The sequence below is a fragment of the Albidovulum salinarum genome (assembly GCF_025673475.1).
In the GTDB taxonomy this organism is placed as follows: Bacteria; Pseudomonadota; Alphaproteobacteria; order Rhodobacterales; family Rhodobacteraceae; genus Albidovulum; species Albidovulum salinarum.
Genome location: NZ_JAOVQO010000009.1, coordinates 128,694 through 150,284 on the forward strand (window position 1 = coordinate 128,694; position 21,591 = coordinate 150,284).

Annotated in this window: 20 protein-coding genes; 9 read left to right on the forward strand and 11 right to left on the reverse strand. The window is 69.2% G+C overall.

All coding sequences use genetic code 11. The annotated features are described in order from the left end of the window. Nucleotides 1-84 precede the first annotated feature (84 nt). Nucleotides 85-924 carry an EAL domain-containing protein gene (locus tag OEZ60_RS11225; protein ID WP_263336059.1) on the reverse strand — a complete coding sequence of 280 codons (840 nt, stop codon included), beginning with the start codon at nt 922-924 and terminating at the stop codon, nt 85-87. Between the two features lie 101 nt (nt 925-1,025). Between OEZ60_RS11225 and OEZ60_RS11230 the strand changes: the two genes are divergently transcribed. Then, nucleotides 1,026-1,595, forward strand: a complete 570-nt coding sequence (locus OEZ60_RS11230; protein WP_263336061.1) for a DNA-3-methyladenine glycosylase I — start codon at nt 1,026-1,028, stop codon at nt 1,593-1,595. 71 nt (nt 1,596-1,666) lie between these two features. On the opposite strand, the gene OEZ60_RS11235 is transcribed toward OEZ60_RS11230, so the two are convergent. Then, nucleotides 1,667-2,224 carry a TlpA family protein disulfide reductase gene (locus OEZ60_RS11235; protein WP_263336063.1) on the reverse strand — a complete coding sequence of 186 codons (558 nt, stop codon included), beginning with the start codon at nt 2,222-2,224 and terminating at the stop codon, nt 1,667-1,669. A 21-nt stretch (nt 2,225-2,245) separates the two neighbouring features. Between OEZ60_RS11235 and argH the strand changes: the two genes are divergently transcribed. Both argH and OEZ60_RS11245 read left to right on the forward strand, forming a co-directional pair. Further along, a complete protein-coding gene (gene argH / locus OEZ60_RS11240) occupies nt 2,246-3,637 on the forward strand; it encodes an argininosuccinate lyase (RefSeq protein ID WP_263336066.1) in 1,392 nt (463 codons plus the stop codon). Then, complete coding sequence (locus tag OEZ60_RS11245; RefSeq protein WP_263336068.1) at nt 3,634-3,777, forward strand: argininosuccinate lyase; 144 nt, start codon at nt 3,634-3,636, stop codon at nt 3,775-3,777. The genes argH and OEZ60_RS11245 overlap by 4 nt, the downstream gene beginning before the upstream one ends. Nucleotides 3,778-3,779: 2 nt before the next feature. Here the strand turns inward: OEZ60_RS11245 and OEZ60_RS11250 are convergent, their stop codons facing one another. Then, nucleotides 3,780-4,334 (reverse strand): YqgE/AlgH family protein, encoded by a 555-nt coding sequence (locus tag OEZ60_RS11250; RefSeq protein WP_263336071.1) that lies wholly within the window; start codon nt 4,332-4,334, stop codon nt 3,780-3,782. A gap of 126 nt (nt 4,335-4,460) precedes the next feature. On the opposite strand from OEZ60_RS11250, the gene OEZ60_RS11255 reads away from it, so the two are divergent. Beyond that, complete coding sequence (locus tag OEZ60_RS11255) at nt 4,461-5,276, forward strand: protein-disulfide reductase DsbD domain-containing protein (RefSeq protein ID WP_263336073.1); 816 nt, start codon at nt 4,461-4,463, stop codon at nt 5,274-5,276. Here OEZ60_RS11255 and OEZ60_RS11260 read toward each other — a convergent pair. The 5 genes from OEZ60_RS11260 to OEZ60_RS11280 form a co-directional block, all read right to left on the reverse strand. Next, nucleotides 5,273-8,620 carry an efflux RND transporter permease subunit gene (locus OEZ60_RS11260; protein ID WP_263336075.1) on the reverse strand — a complete coding sequence of 1,116 codons (3,348 nt, stop codon included), beginning with the start codon at nt 8,618-8,620 and terminating at the stop codon, nt 5,273-5,275. The two genes, OEZ60_RS11255 and OEZ60_RS11260, sit on opposite strands and share 4 nt — an antisense overlap. A 4-nt stretch (nt 8,621-8,624) precedes the next feature. Further along, the gene (locus OEZ60_RS11265) at nt 8,625-10,082 is read right to left on the reverse strand and encodes an efflux RND transporter periplasmic adaptor subunit (protein WP_263336078.1); all 1,458 of its coding nucleotides are present in this window, start codon (nt 10,080-10,082) and stop codon (nt 8,625-8,627) included. A gap of 88 nt (nt 10,083-10,170) precedes the next feature. Next, nucleotides 10,171-10,713, reverse strand: a complete 543-nt coding sequence (gene moaB, locus OEZ60_RS11270; protein WP_263336080.1) for a molybdenum cofactor biosynthesis protein B — start codon at nt 10,711-10,713, stop codon at nt 10,171-10,173. A gap of 19 nt (nt 10,714-10,732) precedes the next feature. Further along, nucleotides 10,733-11,317 carry a hypothetical protein gene (locus OEZ60_RS11275; RefSeq protein ID WP_263336083.1) on the reverse strand — a complete coding sequence of 195 codons (585 nt, stop codon included), beginning with the start codon at nt 11,315-11,317 and terminating at the stop codon, nt 10,733-10,735. Beyond that, the gene (locus OEZ60_RS11280; RefSeq protein WP_263336084.1) at nt 11,314-12,102 is read right to left on the reverse strand and encodes a uracil-DNA glycosylase; all 789 of its coding nucleotides are present in this window, start codon (nt 12,100-12,102) and stop codon (nt 11,314-11,316) included. The genes OEZ60_RS11275 and OEZ60_RS11280 overlap by 4 nt, the downstream gene beginning before the upstream one ends. 109 nt (nt 12,103-12,211) lie before the next feature. Between OEZ60_RS11280 and OEZ60_RS11285 the strand changes: the two genes are divergently transcribed. Genes OEZ60_RS11285 through OEZ60_RS11305 form a run of 5 tightly spaced genes read left to right on the forward strand, consistent with a single transcriptional unit; the run spans nt 12,212 to nt 15,890 of the window. Next, nucleotides 12,212-13,174: an aspartate carbamoyltransferase catalytic subunit gene (locus tag OEZ60_RS11285; RefSeq protein WP_263336088.1), complete on the forward strand. Its 963-nt coding sequence runs from the start codon at nt 12,212-12,214 to the stop codon at nt 13,172-13,174. Next, nucleotides 13,171-13,743 (forward strand): hypothetical protein, encoded by a 573-nt coding sequence (locus OEZ60_RS11290; RefSeq protein ID WP_263336092.1) that lies wholly within the window; start codon nt 13,171-13,173, stop codon nt 13,741-13,743. Before OEZ60_RS11285 ends, OEZ60_RS11290 begins: the two co-directional genes overlap by 4 nt. Further along, nucleotides 13,740-15,041, forward strand: a complete 1,302-nt coding sequence (pyrC, locus tag OEZ60_RS11295) for a dihydroorotase (protein WP_263336095.1) — start codon at nt 13,740-13,742, stop codon at nt 15,039-15,041. The genes OEZ60_RS11290 and pyrC overlap by 4 nt, the downstream gene beginning before the upstream one ends. Beyond that, nucleotides 15,034-15,642 carry a glycerol-3-phosphate 1-O-acyltransferase PlsY gene (gene plsY, locus OEZ60_RS11300; RefSeq protein WP_263336098.1) on the forward strand — a complete coding sequence of 203 codons (609 nt, stop codon included), beginning with the start codon at nt 15,034-15,036 and terminating at the stop codon, nt 15,640-15,642. The genes pyrC and plsY overlap by 8 nt, the downstream gene beginning before the upstream one ends. Continuing rightward, a complete protein-coding gene (locus OEZ60_RS11305; RefSeq protein ID WP_263336101.1) occupies nt 15,639-15,890 on the forward strand; it encodes a hypothetical protein in 252 nt (83 codons plus the stop codon). Before plsY ends, OEZ60_RS11305 begins: the two co-directional genes overlap by 4 nt. A gap of 524 nt (nt 15,891-16,414) precedes the next feature. Here OEZ60_RS11305 and OEZ60_RS11310 read toward each other — a convergent pair. The 3 genes from OEZ60_RS11310 to OEZ60_RS11320 all read right to left on the reverse strand — a co-directional run bounded on the left by OEZ60_RS11310 (nt 16,415) and on the right by OEZ60_RS11320 (nt 21,422). Next, nucleotides 16,415-19,567: an efflux RND transporter permease subunit gene (locus tag OEZ60_RS11310; RefSeq protein ID WP_263336103.1), complete on the reverse strand. Its 3,153-nt coding sequence runs from the start codon at nt 19,565-19,567 to the stop codon at nt 16,415-16,417. Further along, a complete protein-coding gene (locus OEZ60_RS11315) occupies nt 19,564-20,856 on the reverse strand; it encodes an efflux RND transporter periplasmic adaptor subunit (RefSeq protein ID WP_263336105.1) in 1,293 nt (430 codons plus the stop codon). Before OEZ60_RS11315 ends, OEZ60_RS11310 begins: the two co-directional genes overlap by 4 nt. A gap of 239 nt (nt 20,857-21,095) precedes the next feature. After that, the gene (locus tag OEZ60_RS11320; protein ID WP_263336107.1) at nt 21,096-21,422 is read right to left on the reverse strand and encodes a hypothetical protein; all 327 of its coding nucleotides are present in this window, start codon (nt 21,420-21,422) and stop codon (nt 21,096-21,098) included. Between the last annotated feature and the right edge of the window lie 169 nt (nt 21,423-21,591).

Here is a 21,591-nt window from a genome sequence, read left to right on the forward strand (position 1 = left end):
GATCAATGGAACGGGCGCGTCAAGCTTAACCGAAAGATTACGTCTCTCAGCCCGCGAAATTCGCAGCATTCGGCCTCTCTCGGATCAGGCGCGCTGCGCAGGTGTCGGGAGCTTCCAGGGAGGCGTCATCGACGGCGCGCCGAAGTAGTAGCCCTGCAGGCAATCCATGCCGATTCCCGTGAGCCAGGCGGCGTCCCGCGCCGTCTCGACGGATTCGGCCACGGCGAACATGTCGAAGTGCCGCGCGAGCGACAGCATGGCCTGAGTGAGAACCTGGTTGTCGGGACTGTCGGCGACTCCCCGGATGAACTGGCCGTCGATCTTCAGGATGTCGAAGTAGAAATCCCGCAGATACCGGAACGAGGTGAACCCCGCCCCGAAATCGTCGAGCGCGAAGGAGATCCCCTCCGACTGCAGGTCGGCCATGAAGACGGCGACCGTGTCCGGCACCAGCATCGCCGACGACTCGGTGATCTCGAGAATCAACCGCTCCGCGACGGTCCGGTCCTCCGACAACCCCTTCCTGAGGATCCGGGTCCAGCGCGGATAGGCGATCGAGCGCGCCGACATGTTGATGGCCAGCCGCAGTGTCGGATCCCGCTTCAGCGCGTTCAAACCCATCTCCAGCGCCAGGCAGTCGAGAATCCGGCCAAGCTCCATGGTCTCGACCCGGTCCATGAACTCCCGCGCCGGAATGATCCGGCCGGTCTCGTCGAGGATCCGGATCAGGCCCTCGTAGAAGGCCGGCGCTCCCGGCAGAGCGGACTGGACGACAGGCTGAAACGCGAGCCGGACATCGCGCCGCTCAACCGCGTCGCGGACCATCGTCAGAACATTCCGGTCGCGCTGGTTGACGGCCGCGCTGAGCGGGCTGTCCTGGGCCGGGTCGGGTGGCGTCTGTCTGAACTTGCCGCGGTCTTGCATCCACAATCTCCTCGCCGTCAGCGCCCAGATTGGGCAAAAGGGGATAACAAGCCGTAAACCGGGACCAAAATTGCCTCGGCACGGCGAAGCCGGAGGGGCCAATGGCAGAACGCTGCGCCTGGTGCGGAACCGAACCGATCTATGTCGACTATCACGATACCGAATGGGGCGCCCCGGAACGCGACCCGCGGGCGCTGTGGGAAAAGCTCGTTCTCGACGGCTTCCAGGCCGGGTTGAGCTGGCTCACGATCCTGAAGAAGCGCGACAATTTCCGCGCCGCGTTCGAAGGCTTCCATCCCGAGACCGTGGCGCTCTGGGGCGAGGCCGATGTCGCCCGGCTCCTCACCGATTCGGGGATCGTGCGCTCGCGCGCCAAGATCGAGGCGACGATCGGCAACGCGCGCGCCTATCTCGCGATCGCCGAGCGCGAGGGCTTCGACCACTTCCTGTGGCGTTATGTCGAGGGCGCGCCGCTCCAGAACCGGTTCCGCGCCATGGCCGAGGTGCCCGCCTCGACCCCGCTGTCCGAACGGATCTCGAAAGACCTGAAGAGGGCCGGCTTCCGCTTCTGCGGCCCGACGATCACCTATGCCTTCATGCAGGCCGTCGGCATGGTCAACGACCACATCGTCACCTGCCCGGCCCATGACCGGGTGGCGCGGCTCGCCTGATCTTCTTCATTGCCGAAATACCCCACGGGGGTCCGGGGGTGTGAAACCCCCGGCGCCCTGTCCGAGGCGCCTCAGCCCCCCGCTAGGAGCGCCGCGACGATGGCTCGCGCGCTCTCGCCGTTCCAGTCCGCGTCGCCCGCCATCCGCGCGATCTCGCGGCCGTCGCGGTCGAGAAGCACGCTGACCGGCAGACCGAAAACGCCCATGTCGCGGGCAAGGTCCTGCTTCGGGTCGAGCAAGACCGGCAGCCCCTCGACCCCGACCTCGCCGAAGAGCCGGGTGATCGCCGGAACCGGGTTGCGGCCGGTGGCGATCGTCACCACCGCGAAGTCCGCGCCGCCGAAATCGCGGTTCAGCGCGTCGAGCGCCGGCAGCTCCGCGCGGCAGGGCGCGCACCAGGTCGCCCAGAAGTTCACCAGCACATACTTGCCGCGCCAGTCGGCCAGCCGGTGCGCGCCGCCCTCGGGATCGGTGAAGGCCACGTTCGGGACCTCGGCCGGCTCGGCATGGAACATCAGCTTCTTCATCGCCCCCTCGCGCAAGGCCTCGAGCTCGGCGGTGCCGGCCAAGGCCGCATTTGCACCGAACGCGAGGGCCGTGTAGAGGACGGCGGACAGAAACCAGCGCATGTGAGCCTCCGGGGGCGAGATATGACCGACAGAACCCAGAACGCGATGTGGGGCGGGCGCTTCGCCGCCGGGCCGGACGCGATCATGGAGGCGATCAACGCCTCGATCGGCTTCGACAAGCGGCTCTTCGCCCAGGACATCGCCGGGTCCCGCGCCCATGCCGCGATGCTCGCGGCGACGGGCATTCTCAGCGATAAAGATGTCGAGGCGATCCGGGAAGGCCTGCTCACGGTCTTGTCAGAGATCGAGACCGGAAAGCTCGCCTTTTCGACCGCGCTCGAGGACATCCACATGAACGTGGAGGCGCGGCTGAAGGAGGTGATCGGCGAACCGGCCGGCCGGCTCCATACCGCGCGGAGCCGCAACGACCAGGTCGCGACCGACTTCCGGCTCTGGGTCCGCGACCAGGCCGACGCCGCGATCGAGGGGCTCACCGCGCTGCAGAAGGCGCTTCTCGCACAGGCCGAGGCGAGGGCCGACTGGGTGATGCCGGGCTTCACCCATCTCCAGACAGCGCAGCCGGTGACCTGGGGCCACCACATGATGGCCTATGTCGAGATGTTCGGCCGTGACGTCACCCGCTTCCGCGACGCGCGCGCCCGGATGAACGAATGCCCCCTTGGTGCCGCCGCGCTCGCCGGCACCTCGTTCCCGATCGACCGCCACATGACCGCCGCGGCGCTCGGCTTCGACCGGCCGATGGCCAATTCGCTCGACGCCGTCTCCGACCGCGATTTCGCGCTGGAGTTTCTCGCCACCGCCTCGATCACCGCGATGCATCTGTCGCGTTTCGCCGAGGAACTGGTGATCTGGTCCTCGGCGCAGTTCCGCTTCGTCGCCCTCTCGGACCGCTTCTCCACCGGCTCCTCGATCATGCCGCAGAAGAAGAACCCCGACGCGGCCGAGCTCATTCGCGCCAAGATCGGCCGGATCATGGGTGCCAATGTCGCGCTGATGATGGTGATGAAGGGGCTGCCCTTGGCCTATTCCAAGGACATGCAGGAGGACAAGGAGCAGGTCTTCGACGCCGCCGACAACCTGATGCTCGCGCTCGCCGCGATGGAGGGGATGGTGCGCGACATGACTGCGAACCGCGCCAACCTCGAGCGCGCCGCCGCCTCGGGTTTCTCGACCGCGACCGACCTCGCCGATTGGCTCGTGCGCGCGCTCGGCCTGCCGTTCCGCGACGCCCATCACGTCACCGGCAGCCTCGTCGCGCTGGCCGAGAAGCAGGGCTGCGACCTGCCGGACCTGAGCCTCGCCGACATGCGGTCGGCCCATGCCGGCATCACCGAGGAAGTCTATACCGTCCTCGGCGTCCACAACTCGGTGGCGAGCCGGCAGAGCTACGGCGGCACCGCGCCGGATCAGGTGCGCGCCCAGATCGCCCGCTGGAAGGAGGCGCTGGCATGAGGGCCCTCATCGCGTCCTTGATCCTGCTCGCGCTGCCCGCCGGCTGCGGCGCCGACGGCCCGCCGAAGCCGCCGGCGGACGAGCCCGCGCCGGGCCTCAGCGTCAGCGGCATGGTCAAGGTCGGGGTTTCGGGCAGCTGACCTCAGGCGTGGCCCGCGGCCGAGGAAAGCGTGAGCGGGTCGACCCCGAGCGTCTTCAGCGCGCGGGTCCACTTGCGCTCGTCCTGGTCGGAGAAGACAAGGTCGGGATTGGCGTCGCAGGTCAGCCAGCCGTTCGAGAGGATCTCGCCTTCGAGCTGCCCCGGCCCCCAGCCCGCATAGCCGAGCGCGAGGATCGATTCCGACGGTCCGCGGCCCTGGGCGATCGCCTCGAGAATGTCGAGCGTCGCGGTCATCCCGAAATGGTCGTCGACCTGAAGCGTCGTGCCCTCGCCGCCGTAATCGGCCGAATGCAGCACGAAGCCGCGGGCATGTTCGACCGGGCCGCCGAAATGCACCCGAATCGCCTTCGAACGGTCTGTGCGGGTGATGCCGAGCTGTTCCTGGAGCTGGTCGAATGACAGGTCGCGCGCGGGTTTGTTGACGATGAGCCCCATCGCGCCATCGCCGGAATGGGCGCAGATGAAGACGACGCTGTGATCGAACCGTGGATCGCCCATTCCGGGCATTGCGATCAGTAACTTGCCACTGAGGTTCATATCGGGACCTCCCGTCTCCAAGATCGCGCCAGTCGGGGCCGGATACAAGGGCGATTGCCGACAAAACTCTTCGTGAGGGACGCGGTTGTGACTTCCAATCGCCGGCAAACGGCATAGCTTCACCTTATGATCAAAGCCCGCTCCCTTGCCCTGGCGCTGCCCGCCGTCCTTGCCCTCCTGCCCGCGACGGTTGCCGCCCAGGACCTGCCCGCGAACCTCGTCGCGGCCGAGATCCGCGGCGGCTGGCGAACCGAGAGCGGCACCCAGATGGCGGCGCTGCACCTGACTCTGGCGCCGGGCTGGAAGACCTACTGGCGCGCGCCCGGCGAAGCCGGATTCCCGCCGCAGTTCGACTGGAGCGGTTCGGCCAACATCGCCGATGCGACGATCCACTGGCCGACACCGGAGCTTTTTGACCTCAACGGCCTGCGCTTCGCCGGCTATCGTGACGAACTGGTCCTGCCCATCGAGTTCCGCCCCGCCGTCGCCGACCGGCCGATGTCGGTCAGCGGGCGGATCGACCTCGGCGTCTGCGAAACGGTCTGCGTTCCGGTCTCGTTCGACGTGGCGGCCGATCTCGACCCCGCGGGGGGGCCCGACCCGATGATCCGCTCGGCGCTCGCCAATCAGCCCGAACCCGCCGCGACGGCCGGCCTGTCCCGGGCGCGCTGCTCGGTCGAGCCGATCCGCGACGGGCTGCGGCTGACCTCGGAACTGACCATGCCGCAGATCGGCCCGGAGGAATTCGCGGTGGTCGAACTTGCCGACCGCAGCATCTGGGTCTCGCAGGCCGAGACGGTGCGCGCGGGCGGCGAGCTCGTGGCCGTGGCCGACCTGGTGCCATCGAACGCCGCGCCCTTCGCGCTCGACCGCTCGTCGGTGCATATCACGGTCTTCGGCGGCTCCGGCCGGGCCGTCGATCTTCAGGGCTGCACCGGCTAGACCCGTCCTCGCCGCCGCATCAGCGACCAGATCCCGAATCCTGTCGCCGCCAGCGTCACCGCCACGGCGGCGAGCGTGAACCGCCCGAGTGCCGGCGCCACCGCCTCCCCGCCGAGAAGCGCGGGCGCCAGAAGCACGCCGAACGCCCCCAAAAGCGCCAGGGCGACGCCGGCCATGAGCGGGCGCAGCGCCCGGTTCCGCGCCGCGCGGCGGGTGGCGCGTAGCATGGCCGCGATGTCCTGCTGCACGGCGAGCAGCGCCGGCACCGCGAGGAGCACGAGGAACATTCCGAAGCCGAGCCCGTAGCAGAGCGTGATCACCGTCGGCTTCAGGAACTGCGCCTGCCGCGAGCCCTCGTAGAGCAGCGGCGCGAGACCGAGCACCGTCGTCGCCGTGGTCAGCATCACCGGCCGGAGCCGGTCGGCCACCGCGTCGACCACCGCCTCGGCGAAGGCGCGGCGGCGGGCATAGTCGTCGACCGTGGTGATCAGCACGATCGCGTCGTTGATGATGATCCCCGACATGCCGATCAGCCCCACGACCGAGAACATCGACAGCGGCAGTTCCCAGGCCGCATGACCGTGGATCGCGCCGATGAGGCCGAAGGGGATTACCGCCATGACGACGAGCGGCCGGGTCCAGCTCGAGAAGATCCAGGCCAGCACCGCGTAGATCCCCGCCAGGGCCGCGATCAGCCCGAAGAACGCGTCCGAAAGGAACGTGTCCTCCTCCGCGCGCAACCCCGACAGGCGGTAGGCGACGCCGTAATCCTCGGCGAGCCGCGGCAGGATCTCGGTCTCGAGCGCGTCGGCGATCTCGGTGGCGCGTTCCGGCGAATCCTCCGAAAGATCGCCGGTCACCGAGACCACCCTTTGCCCCATCTCGCGCCGGATCGTCGAGAAGCCGCTGCGGGCCGTCACCGTGACGATGTCCGAAAGCGGCACATAGGCCCCGGCCGCGCTGCGCAGGAGCGTACGGTCAAGGAAGTCCGCGCTGAGTTCGCGTTCCGGCAGCTCCACTCGGATCTTCGCGGTGCGGGTGCCGGCGGGGAAGGTCGCGGCCTCGATCCCGCTCAGCCGGTTGCGGAGCTCGCGCCCCAAGGCCTCGACCGTGAAGCCGAGCGCGCGGCCCTGCGGCGTCAGCTCGAGCACCAGCTCGTCCTTGTCATAGGGCAGGCTGTCCTCGAGCGCCGAGACCTCGGGGAAGGGGGCAAGCGCCCGCTTCAGCGCCTCGGCGGCGGCCTTCAGCGTGTCGGCGTCCGCCCCGCTCAGCTGGACGTCGAGCGCCGCACCGCCGGGCCCGTGGCGCCAGCTGCGGTACGACAGTTCCTCCAGCATCGGATGGCCGGGCGCGGCCTGCTGAAGATCAGCGGTGAACTCGAAGGCCGACCAGCTCCTGAGGTCGGGATCGACGAGGTCGATCGAGATCGAGCCGAGATGGTCCGGATCCTTGGTCTCGGCGCTGGCGAGCCGCGGCCAGGAATTCGCGCCGACCTCGGCGATGACGTAGTCGAGCGGCTCGACCCCGAACTCGTCCCGGTACTTCGCGGCGACCGTCTCGACGCTTTCCTGGAGCGCGCGCATCACCTCGACGCTGTCCTCGCGGGTGGCGCCCGGCAGCATCGCGAAATTGCCGGTGATCGAGGCGCGTTCCGGCCGGTCGAAGAACCGCCAGTAGACATCGCCGCGAATGAACTGACCGACCTCGAAGGCGAGAAGCGCCAGCGCCGCCGCGAGCACCGGATAGCGCGCGGCGATCACGGCCCGGGTGAGCGGCCGGAACAGGCGTTCGCGGACCCAGGCAAGGCCGCGGTTCATCACCCGGCTCGGCGCGTCGTACCAGTGCCCGCGCGCCGCTTTCGACAGCGAATGGGCCATGTGGTTCGGCAGGATCAGGAAGGCTTCGAGCAGCGACGCGATGAGGACGACACTGATGGTGAAGGGAATGTCGGCGATCAGGTCGCCGAAGCGGCCCGAGATCGCGGTAAGGCCGAGAAACGCGATGACCGTGGTCACGGTCGAGGAGAAAACCGGCGCCGCCATCCGCCGGACCGCGGTCTCGGCCGCCGTGAACGGCGCCTCGCCCAGTTGCCGGACGCGGAAGTCGGTGTGCTCGCCCACCACGATCGCGTCGTCGACGACGATGCCGAGCGTCAGGATCAGCGCAAAGAGCGAGATCATGTTCAGGGTCAGGCCCGAGGCATGCATCAGCGCCACCGCCGCGAGCATCGCCACCGGGATCCCGGCGGCCACCCAGAACGCCGTCCGCGCGTTGAGGAACAGGAAGAGCAGCGAGACCACCAGCGCGAGCCCCATCGCGCCATTGTCGAGCAGGATGTCGAGCCGGGCGCTGATGTCGTCGGACCGCACCCGGATCAGGTCGATCGTCACGCCCGCGGGCAGCGACGGCCGCATCGCCTCGGCCACCGCTTCAACACTGCGCTGGATCGCGATCGCGTCGCCCTCGGCCGAGCGGTCGACCCGCAGCACGACCGCGGGCGCGTCGCCGACGTAATAGGCGTGGACGTCATTGCCGCCCGCAACGGTGATCCGCGCCACATCGCCGAGCGTCAGCGCGGTGCCGTCGGGCTCGGAGCGCAGCACGATGGCCCGGAGCGTGTCGGGGCTCCGCCGCTCGGTCCCGGTCCTGAGCCGTGCCGCGCCGCCGCCAAGCTCGCCCGCCGGATCGGCCTCGGCCTCGGCGCCGACCCGCTCGGCGATCCCGGCGAGCGTCAGGTCGTGGCGCATCAGTTCGAGCGTCGGCACCTCGATCACCACCTCAGGCGCGGCGAGACCCTCGATCGAGGCGCGCGTCACCCCGGCCTCGAAAAGCCGTGCCAGAAGCTCGTCGGCGAGCCGCGTGAGCTGGTCGGGCGCCACCGGCCCGGTGAGCACGAGGTTCGTCACCCGGTCGCGCCAGGCGCTCCGCCGCACCTCGGGCCGTTCGGCGTCGTCGGGCAGGCCGGTCACGGCGGCGACCGCCGCCTCCACCTCGTCCACCGCGCGGCCGAGATCCCAGTCGGGTTCGAACTCCAGCGTCACCGTGGCCGAACCCTCGCGCGCGACCGAGGACACCTCGGCCACGCCCTCGACCGCGATCAGCGCCGGTTCCAGAAGCTGGACGATGCCGCGGTCGACATCCTCGGCCCCGGCCCCCTCCCATTCGGTCGTGACGGTGACCTCCTGGATCACCACGTCGGGGAAATACTGGGCCCGCATCCGCGGCAGCGCGGCGAGCCCGGCGGCGATGAAGAGCACGAGGACGAGGTTCGCCGCCGTCGCGTGGCGGGTGAAATAGGACAGGATCCCGCCCGCGGCCCGCAGCCTGTCGCGCGGCGCGGCCACGGCCTCAGCCCCCCATCCGCGATTCGAGGCGCTCGACGATCTCGGCCGGCACCCGGTCCTCGCGGAGCTTGGCGAGCACCCGCGCCTTGGCCTCCTCGGCCATCGCGGCCGAGTTCTCGACGAAGGCGATGAGAGCCGCGCGGCGTTCGGGCGTGAGGTCGATCAGCGCCTCGCCCGCCACCCCGGTCGCCGCCCCGCCGCGCACCGGCCGGACCCGGATGCCCGCGCCGAGGAGCGCGGTGCGCTCGACCACGATCTCGCGGCCCTGAAGCGCGTCGACGGCGAGGATCACGTCATCGCCCTGGCGCCGGAGCAACTCGACCGGCACCGCTTCGAGCCGGTCGTCGGGACCGAGCGCCAGCACCGTGCCGTCGGAGCCGACCGCGACGGCGGGCACCAGCGCCACGCCGTCGAGCGGCGGCTCGGCGATCCTTATCGTCACGAAATCGCCCGGCCGGAAGCCCGGCGCGTCGCCGAGCGTGGCGAAGACCAGCCGCCCGCTGGCACCCTCCCCGACCGCCGCATCGACCCGCGCCAGCCGCCCCCCGGCGGCGAGATCGGCGCCGAAGACGTCGAGCGCGGCCCGGACCGGCAACGGCCGCAGCCGCCCCGCCTCGTCGATCAACCGCGCATATTGCGCGGTGGAGACCCGGAAGGCGACCTCGAGCGTCGTCGGGTCGATCAGCTCGCCGAGCTTCTCGGTCTTGGCGACAAGCCCGCCCGCGACCACCGTCACCCCGGACAGAACCCCCGAGAAACCGGCCCTGAGCTCGGTTTCCGCGAGCCGCCGCTCGGCCTCGGCCAGCGCGAGATGCTGGCGGTCGAGCGAGGTCGCCGCCCGGTCGACGCGGCCCTCGGCCTCTGCGAGCGCCTGGCTGCGCGAGACGATGGCCTGGCGCGCATTGGACATCGCAAGCTCCGCCGTTTCGAGATCGGCCGCCGTGCCGATACCACGCCCGGCCAGCCCGGTCTGCCGCTCAAGCGCCTTGGCCCGGAGCGCCGCCTGCGCCTTGGCGGCGTCGAGATCGGCCTGCGCAAGCTCCAGCGCACGAGCCGCGTCGCGCACCTCGGCCTCGGCCTCGCGCAGGCCGGTCCGCGCGAGATCACGCGCCGACTGAGCATCGGCGGGGTCGATCCGCACCAGGAGCTGGCCCGCCGTGACCACCGCGCCATCGGCAAAATCGGGGGCGAGCTCGACGATCTGCCCGGCGGCGGCGGCCCTGAGTTCGAGCTTGCGGCGGCTCCTGACCTCTCCGAACACGGTCATCTCCGGGGCGATGCGGCCGGGCTCCAGCACCATCACCCGCGCGGTGAAGACCCGCTCCTCGGCCGGGCGGTCGCTGCCCCTGTCGGCATTGCGCGCCTCGAACGCCGATCTGAGCGTGACCCCGGCCACCGCCAGAAGCGCGATTGTCAGCGCAAGAAGGAACAGCCCGGCAAGGCTGCGCAGGAGAAATCGCATCGGTTCCCGTTTCGTTGCCCCGCGGCGCAGGAATCCTAGACCCGGAGCGCAAATCCTCCAAGTCCAAAGGGTTGAACGCGCGAAGCCGTTACTTCCGTCGCAGATGCTCGTCGAGGCGCGGCATGATCTCGACGAAGTTGCAGGGCCGGTGGCGGTAGTCGAACTGCCACTTCAGGATCTCGTCCCAGGCGTCCTTGCAGGCGCCGGGGCTGCCCGGAAGCGCGAAAAGGTAGGTGCCGCCCGCAACCCCGCCGCAGGCACGGCTCTGCACCGCGGATGTGCCGATCTTCTGCATCGAGACGATGGTGAAGACGGTGCCGAAGGCCTCGATCTCCTTCTCGTAGACGTCGCGGTGCGCCTCGACCGTGACGTCGCGCCCGGTGAGCCCGGTGCCCCCGGTCGTGAGGATCACGTCGACCGCCGGATCGGCGATCCAGTCGCGAAGCCGCGCGGCGATCCGGTCACGCTCGTCCTGCACGATGTCGCGATGGGCAAGGCGGTGCCCGGCCTCGGTCAGCCGCGCCACCAGAGTGTCGCCGGAGCGGTCCTCGGCCATCGACCTTGTGTCCGAGACGGTGAGAACGGCGATGCGGACCGGGATGAAGTCCTTGGTGTCGTCGATGCGGCTCATGTGCGACCCTTGACTGGTTTCACAGACACGGGGTGTCTGCCGGAAGACGAGGAACGGCCAGAATGCCGTCGAGCCAGGCATCCGTGCCCGAAGCGATAAAACTCCTGGCGAACCCGATCGCGTCTGCGTTTTCTTCCATCCCGGATTCGCAGGATGAAGTGCGCGAAATCGGATCGGACGCGACGGAAGCGCGAAATGCCATATCGACAGCATCATAGGGCTGCGGCGGGTAGATGTTTTCCGCGTAATGCCTGAGTGCTCTTGCTCTCATGACACCAAGCCGCCCCTTCTCGTCCTCCGTGAACAACAGGGGGCATGCCGTGTCCATAGCAGAGATGGACCTCAGGATCGTGACGAAACAACCGACGGCGTTGCCATCGGTTGCCATGGTGGTGATTTGCCCGTTCGCCCGCCGCGAGACGACGGTTCCGCCTTCGAGCTTCAAGACCTCGACCGCCGATCCGTCGCCCGCCGTCTGCGTCTCGACCAACCTGGCATTGACGGCAAACAGCGCGTCGTAGTCCGTGCCGATCCACGGCTCGGCCGACGCACCGTGTCCGGTGAAGGCAATGAGAAAACAGGCATGGACCCAAAGCGCCCTCATGAAAGTTCTCCCAACCGTGCCTTGATGTCGAGAAGATCGGCCCAGGCCTCGCGCTTGGCCGCCGGGGTGCGCAAGAGATAGGCCGGATGGGTCATCGGCATCGCCGGGCGTCCGAAGGCCTCGGTCCAGCTGCCGCGCAGCCTGAGAATACCGCGCTTGCCGAGCGCGGCAGCGCAGGGCGTGTTGCCCATCAGGACGAGGATATCGGGGTTCACGAGCTCCACATGGCGCTTCACGAAGGGCAGCATCATCGCGATCTCGGCCGGGTCCGGGTCGCGGTTCTGCGGCGGCCGCCAGGGCATGACATTGGTGATGTAGAGCGCCTCGTCGGCGTGATGCGCGGTCCGGGCAAGCCCGATCGCCGCGAACATCCGGTCGAGGAGCTGGCCGGCGCGGCCGACGAAGGGCCGCCCCTCCATGTCCTCGTCGCGCCCCGGCGCCTCGCCGAGGATCATCACCCGCGCCTCGGGGTTGCCGTCGGCGAAGACGAAGTTGCGCGCCCCCTTCTTCAGCTCGCAAAGCTCGAACGCCGCCTGGGCCGCGGCGAGCTCCTCAAGGCTCCCGGCGCGCGCCGCGGCCTCGGTGGCGGCGGCGACCGGATCGGCCTCCGGCTCCGTTGCCACGGGGGCCTCGGGTGCCGCCGGGGCGGAAGGCTTCGGCGCTTCAGCTATCTCGTAGCGGTTGACCGGGGCCTCGCCGATCGGCTCGTCCGCGCCAAGCTCGATCTGCCAGTCGAGCAGCGCCTTGGCGGCGTGATAATCCATTTGGGCGAGGGCGGTCTGCATGGCCGCCAAGCTAGGGCCGCGGCACGACGGGGGCAAGCGCCCGCTTTGACCGTTGCCCCGCCCGCGTCCATTTGCCATAAGCTGGCGCGAAACGGGACCGGAGCACCACATGACTTTCCGCGCGCGTCACCTCCTTGGCATCGAACACCTGGCCCCGGAGGAGATTCGCACCGTCCTCGATCTCGCCGAGAAATATGTCGCGCTGAACCAGCGCACGGTGAAACAGGCCGACTCGCTGAAGGGCATGACCCAGATCAACATGTTCTTCGAGGCCTCGACGCGGACGCAGGCCTCGTTCGAGCTGGCCGGCAAGCGGCTCGGCGCCGACGTGATGAACATGGCGATGCAGCACTCCTCGGTGAAGAAGGGCGAGACGCTGATCGACACCGCGTTGACCCTGAACGCGATGCATCCCGATCTGCTCGTCGTCCGCCACCCCGCCTCGGGTGCTGTCGATCTCCTCGCCCAGAAGGTCAACTGCGCGGTCCTGAACGCGGGCGACGGACGCCACGAGCACCCGACGCAGGCGCTTCTGGACGCGCTGACGATCCGCCGCGCCAAGGGCCGGATCCAGCGCCTCACGGTCGCGATCTGCGGCGACATTGCCCACAGCCGGGTGGCCCGCTCGAACCTGATCCTTCTTGGCAAGATGGAGAACCGCATCCGCCTGATCGGCCCGCCGACGCTGATGCCCTCCGGCGTCCGCGACCTAGGCTGCGAGGTCTACGAGGACATGCGCGAGGGGCTGAAGGATTGCGACGTGGTGATGATGCTGCGCCTCCAGAAAGAACGCATGGACGGCGGCTTCATCCCCTCCGAGCGCGAATACTACCACCGCTACGGGCTCGATGCGGAAAAGCTGGCTTATGCCAAGGAGGACGCCATCGTCATGCATCCGGGGCCGATGAACCGGGGGGTGGAGATCGACGGCGAGCTCGCCGACGACATCAACCGCTCGGTGATCCAGGACCAGGTCGAGATGGGTGTCGCCGTCCGCATGGCCTGCATGGACCTCCTGGCACGCAATCTCCGCGCCGAGCGCGGCCGGCAGGCGGCGGGGGTGATGGTGTGAGTGATGTGCCACCTAGTTTCGTCACGCATGAGTTGCATGATGGCGACGAGATGATCTCGTTCGTTCCAGAGCCCGATCAGGGCACACGTCTCCGCATCCTTCGAGCTTTCGTTCCCCTCGCCCTCGTCTTGATCTTCGGTCTCGCGCTGAGCTTCGATGACAGAAGGAGCCCTGCGGATGCTCTCGGGATGCTCGGGGTGGTCGGCAGCGTCGTCTACATTTTCGTACACGTGATTCGTCTCTGCCGGACCAGCTACGCCATCACGTCAAAGCGCCTGATGCGCTTCGTCGCCGGACGAAAGATTGAGGATCTGGAGCTTGCTGCATGCGCCAAGCCCTTCGTGCTTGATCTTAGTAAGAGCGACTCCCTCATCGCGCGCGGATCAGCGCGCTTCATGTCCCTTCAACCGATAGTGCGATTTGACCGCACGCAGGTCGCATCATTGACGCTTGGGGCATTCCTAACCAGTCGTGATCGAACGGGTATGCAGATCGGGTATCCCGCGCACGACATTCCCACCCCGCAGATACTTGGGGATGCAACACGCGCTTGGGAGGCCGCTCAGTGACCACTCTCCTCACCAACGCCCGCCTGATCGACCCCGAGGCCGGAACCGACGCGCTCGGCGCGGTGCTGATCGAGGACGGCGTCATCGCCCGTGTCTTCGACACGCCCGACGGGATGCCCGACAAGAGCCCGACACTTCGCCGACTGGATGCCGACGGCAAATGCCTCGCCCCCGGCATCGTCGATCTCGGCGTCAAGATCGGCGAGCCGGGGGAGCGTCACAAGGAGTCGTTCCGCTCCGCCGGCCTCGCGGCGGCGGCGGGGGGCGTCACCACGATCATCGCCCGGCCCGACACCCATCCCGCCATCGACAACCCCGAGACGCTCGAATTCGTCACCCGCCGCGCCGCCGAGGCCTCGCCGGTCCGCATCCGCCACATGGCGGCGCTGACCAAGGGTCGCGAGGGGCGGGAGATGACCGAGATCGGCTTCCTCCTCGACGCCGGCGCCATTGCTTTTACCGATTGCGATCATGTGGTTACCGACACCAAGGTGCTGTCCCGCGCGCTGACCTACGCGAAGTCCTTGGGCGCGCTCGTCATGGGCCACCCGCAGGAGCCGATCCTGTCAGCGGGGGCCGCCACGACCAGCGGCAAGTTCGCCTCCCTGCGCGGCCTGCCCGGCGTCTCGCCGATGGCCGAGCGGATCGGCTTTGACCGCGACATGGGCATGGTCGAGATGACCGGGGTGAAGTACCACTTCGACCAGATCACCACCGCCCGCGCCCTGCCGCCCCTCGAACGCGCCAAGAAGAACGGTTTCGACGTGACGGCGGGGACCTCGATCCACCACCTCACATTGAACGAGTTCGACGTCGGCGACTACCGCACCTTCTTCAAGGTCAAGCCGCCCTTGCGCAGCGAGGACGACCGGCTCGCGGTGGTGGAGGCCGTCGCCTCGGGCCTCATCGACATCATTTCGTCGATGCACACGCCGCAGGACGAGGAGAGTAAGCGCCTGCCCTACGAGGACGCGGCCTCCGGCGCGGTGGCGCTGGAGACCTTCCTGCCGGCGGCGATGCGGCTCCACCATGCCGGGCAGCTGACCCTGCCGCAGCTCTTCCGGGCGATGGCACTCAATCCGGCGAAACGGCTCGGCCTGCCGCAGGGGCGGCTGGCGGAGGGCGCGCCGGCCGACCTGGTGCTCTTCGATCCCGACACGCCCTTCGTCCTCGACCGCGCCAAGCTGCGCTCGAAGTCGAAGAACACGCCGTTCGACGGGCAGCGGATGGAAGGAAGGGTGCTCGCGACCTTCGTCGCCGGACGGCAGGTCTTCGGGGCGGAGGCGCGCGATGCCTGAGATTACCAGCGGCGCGGCGGCGCTGATCCTCGCCGGGGTTCTCGGCTACCTCCTCGGTTCGATCCCCTTCGGGGTGGTGCTGACCCGGATCATGGGGCTCGGCGATCTGAGGAAGATCGGTTCGGGCAATATCGGCGCCACCAACGTGCTCCGGACCGGCAACAAGGGGGCGGCCTTCGCGACGCTCGTCCTCGACGGCGGCAAGGGCGCGGCGGCGGTCCTCGCGGCGCGGACTTGGGCCGGCGAGGATGCAGCACAGCTCGCCGGTCTCGCGGCCTTTCTCGGCCATCTCTTCCCGGTCTGGCTCGGCTTCAAGGGCGGCAAGGGCGTCGCGACCTTCCTCGGCACGCTTCTGGCACTCGCCTTCCCGGTCGGCCTTGCCGCCTGCGCGACCTGGCTCGTCACCGCGATCGTCAGCCGCATCTCCTCGCTCTCCGCGCTCGTCGCGGCGGCGCTCGCGGCGGTTTGGGCGGCGCTTCTCGGTCACGGCGAGATGGTGGTGCTGATCCTTCTCCTCGCCGCCCTCGTCTTTGTCCGCCACGCGCCCAACATCGCACGGCTGAGGGCCGGGACCGAGCCGAGGATCGGCGGCAAGAAGTGACCGGAGACCGGTTCCGGGCGGCGCTCGACGCGATCCCCGAGGGCTGCCGCAAGGGCCGGTCCAAGGCCGACGCCACCAGATCGAGAGGCTCGTTCCTGCGGGGAGCCGCAGCGCGAAGCTGGTGGCGCGGGGTCCGGGCGGGCGGCCCGATCGCGGAGGATATCTCGACCGGCGAGCGGCTCCAAGCCGAGAACCACGCTACCCGTCATGGCGCCGATGTGGAGGGACAGGCCGACTGGCGCGCGTGAGGGAACTGGCCCATGAGGCGATCCGGGAAAGCCCCGACATCGTGATGGAGGCTCCCGCGGCCCTTCAAGAGCGGCAGGTCAAAGCCGAGACCGCCGCGAAAACCGATGTTCAGGCGAACGCGCACTGATCGCGGCCCGCGCCGGCGACCCCCGGCCCGACTGCCCGTTCCTGTCCGGCCTCGCCACCGGCGGATACGGACGCCAGCCAACAGAAACGTCTAGCCGCGAACGGAGCCCTGTCCAGACCGTGTTCAACACCCGGGAAATGCCGGCCGCGTCACGGGCGGACAAACGCGTCGTTGACCCGCGGCCCGTCGGGCACTCAGGCGTGACGGCGGCCGGATCGGCGCCTGACCGGCCGACCAGCATGTGCCTCAAGATATCGGAAACGCGACTGCCGCGTTCCCGAGCCACCTCCGGCCTGGCCCCGCGCCAAGGTCGGGTGTAGCCCGACCCCGGACCTTCAAACGCCCGAAAGCGTCGGTTGCCCGGGATCGAGCCCTCTCACCGGTGCGCCGGAAAGATCAGGCCGCCATTCGCTCCGGCGCGTCCTTGCGAAGCGGGCCGTGCCCCATGCTCCATCCCTTGATGCTCCCGTAGACGGCTGGAATGACGATCAGCGTCAGGAGCGTCGAAGAGACCATGCCGCCGATCATCGGCACCGCGATGCGCTGCATGACCTCGGAGCCCGTGCCATCGGCCCAGAGGATCGGCATCAGGCCGGCGGTGATCGCCACCACCGTCATCATCTTCGGCCGCACCCGTTCCACCGCCCCGACCATGATCGCCGAATGGAGGTCCGCACGGGTCAGGGACCGCCCGCTTTCCCGCGCCGCGGTGCGTGCCTCCTCCAGGGCATGATCGAGGTAGATCAGCATGATCACTCCCGTCTCGGCGGCGACCCCGGCGAGCGCGATGAACCCGACCGCGACCGCCACCGACAAGTTGAAGCCCATGAACCACATCAGCCAGATGCCCCCCACCATGGCGAACGGGAGCGAGAGCATCACGATCAGCGTCTCGGTCAGCCGGCGGAAGTTGAGATAGAGCAGCAGAAAGATCAGCGCGAGCGTCAGCGGCACGACCAGAGCGAGCCGCTGCTTGGCGCGCTCCAGATACTCGAACTGGCCGCTCCAGCCGAGCCAGTAGCCCTTGGGCAGGGTCACCGACGCCGCGACCGCGGCCTGCGCCTCGGCGACATAGCCGCCGAGGTCGCGCCCGGCGATGTCGACGAAGACATAGACCGTGAGCCGGCCGTTTTCGGTGCGGATCGCGGTCGCACCCCGGTTGCGCTCGATCGTCGCGACCTCGCCGAGGGGCACGGTGCCGCCGCCGGGCAGGTCCACCTGCACCTCGCGCTCGATGACCTCAGGGTCGGAGCGGAAGGCGGCCGGATAGCGCAGCGCGACATTGTAGCGCTCGCGCCCCTCCACGGTCTGGGTGATCGCCTCGGCGCCGAGCGCCATCGCGATGACCTCCTGAACATCCGCGACCGACAGGCCATAGCGGCCGAGCGCGATGCGGTCCGGCACGATGTCGAGGTAGTAGCCGCCGATCACCCGTTCGGCATAGGCGCTGGTGGTGCCGGGCACGGTGCGCAGCACCGCCTCGACCTCGCGCGCGATGCGCTCCAGTTCGGCTAGGTCATCGCCGTAGACCTTGACGCCGACCGGCGTGCGGATCCCGGTCGAGAGCATTTCGATCCGCGCCCGGATCGGCATTGTCCAGGCATTGGAAACGCCGGGGAACTGCAGCGCCGCATCCATTTCGTGCCGCAGGCTCTCGACGGTGACGCCGGGGCGCCACGCCTCGCGCGGCTTGAGCTGGATGATCGTCTCGAACATCTCGGTCGGCGCGGGATCGGTCGCGGTCAGCGCCCGGCCCGCCTTGCCGAAGACGCTTTCAACCTCGGGGAAGGAGCGGATGATGCGGTCCTGCGTCTGCATCAGCTCCGCGGCCTTGGCGACCGAGAGGCCAGGCAGCGTCGTGGGCATGTACATCAGCGTGCCCTCGTCGAGCGTCGGCATGAATTCGGAGCCGAGTTGCCGCGCCGGCCAGACCGTTGCCAGAAGCGCCGCGAGGGCGGCGAGGATGGTCAGGGTCCTGGCCTTCAGGACCGTCGCGATCACCGGCCGATAGAGCGCGATCAGGAACCGGTTGATCGGGTTACGGTGCTCGGGGATGATCCGGCCGCGCACGAAGACGACCATGAGCGCCGGCACCAGCGTCACCGACAGAAGCGCCGCCGCCGCCATGGCGAAGGTCTTGGTATAGGCGAGCGGGCCGAACATCCGCCCCTCCTGACCTTCCAGCGTGAAGATCGGCAGGAACGACACGGTGATGATCAGCAGGCTGAAGAACAGCGCCGGGCCGACCTCGGACGCCGCCTCGATCAGCACCTCGATCCGGGGCTTGTCCGGTGCGGCGCGTTCGAGGTGCTTGTGGGCGTTCTCGATCATCACGATCGCCGCGTCGATCATCGCGCCGATGGCGATGGCGATGCCGCCGAGGCTCATGATGTTGGCGCCGATGCCGAGCGCCCGCATCGCCGCGAAGGCCATCAGGAGGCCCACCGGCAGCATCAGGATCGCCACCAGCGACGAACGGACATGCAGGAGGAACAGTATCGTGACCGCCGCCACGATCAGGCTTTCCTCGATCAGCGTCGTCTTCAGCGTCGCGATGGCCGAGCGGATCAGGCCGGAGCGGTCGTAGACCGGAACGATCTCGACCCCCTCGGGCAGGGCGGCCGAGACCGTCGCGAGCTCCGCCTTGGCATTGTCGATCACGTCGAGCGCATTGGCGCCCACCCGTTGCAGCACGATGCCGCTCGCGACCTCGCCCTCGCCATCGAGCTCGGCGATCCCGCGCCGCTCGTCGGGGACGACCTCGACCCGCGCGACATCGCGCAGGAGGATCGGCACCCCTCCGACGCTGCGCAGCGCGATCGTCTCGATATCCTCGATCCCGCGCAGGTAGCCCCGGCCGCGCACCATGAACTCGAACTCCGACAGCTCGACGGTCCGCCCGCCGGTGTCCTGGTTGCTGGCGCGGATCGCGGCCTTCAGGTCGGCAAGCGTGATGCCTTGGGCCCGCATCCGCACCGGATCGGCCGTGACCGAATACTGCTTGACGAAACCGCCGACGCTCGCGACCTCCGAGACGCCCTCGGCGCGGCTCGCGGCGTAGCGGACGACCCAGTCCTGCAGGGACCGCAACTCGACCAGGGACAGGTTCTCGCCCTTCAGCGCATATTGATAGACCCAGCCGACGCCGGTCGCGTCGGGCCCGAGCGCCGGCGTCACCCCCTCGGGCAGCCGGGCAGCGGCGGCGTTGAGGTATTCAAGAACGCGGCTGCGCGCCCAGTAAGGGTCCACGCTGTCCTCGAAGAGGATGTAGACGAAGGAGATGCCGAAGAACGAGAAGCCGCGCACGACGCGCGAACGCGGCACCGTCAGCATGGCCGACGTCAAGGGATAGGTGATCTGGTCCTCGACCACCTGCGGCGCCTGGCCCGGGTGCTCGGTCAGGACGATCACCTGCACGTCCGACAGGTCCGGAATGGCGTCGATCGGCAGGCTACGCAGCGACCAGATGCCGGCGGCGACGCTCAGCGCGGCGGCGAAGAACACGAGGACCAGGTTGCGCGCGGACCAGGCGATGATGTTGGCGATCATTGCCCTGCCTCCGCGCCCGACAGCGCCGCGAGGGCCGCGTTCAGGTTGCTGTCGGCGTCGAGAAGAAAGGTCGCGGTCGTCACGACGCGCGTCCCCTCGGCAAGACCGTCGCGGATCTCCACCATGCCGTTGCCGCGGCGCCCCGGCACGACCTCCTGCGCGGCGAAGCGCCCCTCGCCCATATCGCGGATCACGACCTGCCGGTCGCCGGTGTCGATAACCGCGCTGTCGGGCACCTGCACGACGGCCGCGCCGTCGCCTGCGGCGATCTCGACCTCCGCATACATGTTGATCAGGAAGCGCCCGTCCGGGTTCGGCAGGTCGATGCGCACCCTCGCAGTCCGGGTCTGGAGGTCGACCTCGGGATAGATCTCGCTCACCCGTGCGGTGAGCGCCTCGCCTGGCAGCCCGCGCAGGCTGACCAGCGCCTCGGCGCCGCGCGCGACGCCACTCAGCGCCGCTTCGGGCACGTCGGCCATGACCCAGACCTGCGACGTGTCGGCGATGCGGAACAGAGGTTCGCCCGCCTTCGCCATCATTCCCTCGACCGCGAGACGCTCCAGAACCACGCCGGACCGCGGCGCCGTCAGGGCGATGCTCACCTGGGCGCGCCGATCCGCCGCGATGGCGTCGATCTGCCCGACCGGCACACCGAGATTCTCCAGCCGCCGCCGGCTGCCTTCGGCCCGCCCTCCGCCGTCGCGAAGGTCCGACACGAAGAGCGCCGCCGCCGCCGTTACCTCGGGCGAATAGAGCATCGCGAGCGGCGTGCCCCGCCGGACCGTTGCCCCGGTGGTCACGTCCGCAACGGTCTCGAGGAAGGCATCGGCGCGCAGCGCGACGACGGTGAGGCGGCGCTCGTCGAGCCGGACAATGCCCGGCGCACGCACCGTCATCGCCAAGGGCCCGCGTATCGCCTGCGTCGTCCGCACGCCGGTCCGTTGCAGCTTGCCCGGCGAGACCCGGATGGTGCCGGCATCGTCGACCTCGCCTTCGTAGACGGGGATGTAGTCCATCCCCATCGGGTCCTTCTTCGGAACCGGCGAGGTGTCGGGCAACCCCATCGGATTGCGGTAGTAGAGAATGCGCCGGGTGTCGCTGGCCGCCGTCCCGGCGGCAACAGGCATCGCCATCGCGTCCTGCCCGTCAAGCCCGCCGGCCGCTTCCGCGCCGGAATGGGCGTGAGGAGTCGAGGCGGCCGGAGCCGCCTGCTGGCCGGCGGTGATCCCGGCCCAGCCGGCCGCGCCGGCAAGGACCGACGCCAGAAGGACATTCCGTGCCGCCTTCATGGCCGCACCCCGCGCCGGGCCAGTCCCGGGCAATGATCCTCAGCGACCGCGTTGCAATTGGCGGCCGCCGTCGGGCCGAGGCCCGTGACGCGCGCGATGTCGCGCCGAAGGCACGATCTGTGCATGTCGATACTCCCACATGTTCCGTATTGGCCGCGTCGCCCCGGTGGCCGGCGCGACGCATCATGCGGCCGCATGGCGGCGCCATGCGGCCGGACGGCGCTCTCGCGCCGCGACCGTCAGGACTTGGGGGGGCGCCTTGGGCCGTCGCCCGGCGTGGAAGCCGCAAGGTGGTGATCGGTGGCGAAGATCGCCGGCGCCGCTTGCCCGAGCGGGGCCGCGAGCAGCGCATGAGACTCCAGATCGACCGCGCTGGTCGGGGCACACATCAGCGGTTGAGCGCATTCGGCCATCGACGGGGCGCCTTCATGCGGCGTGCAGGGCTCGTTTTCGGGCATATGCATCGCGGCGTCGCACCCGGCCGCAGCCAACGCCCCCTGCGGCGCGGCAAGAGCCGCCCCAGCGAGCACGAGAATCAGTGCGAAAATGGTGCCAAGCAATCGCATGCCGGCAATCTGCGTCGGACGCGGAGGGCGCGCAAGACGGGTCGATGCGCCGCGGCCTGAGGCGGAATGACGCGCCGGTGCGCGCCGGAGAGGTTGCGCTCCCCCATGCGCCATGACAGGAGGAGGTCGCCTCCGTCGGGACGCGACGCCACGGGCGAGCCGCCCGGTT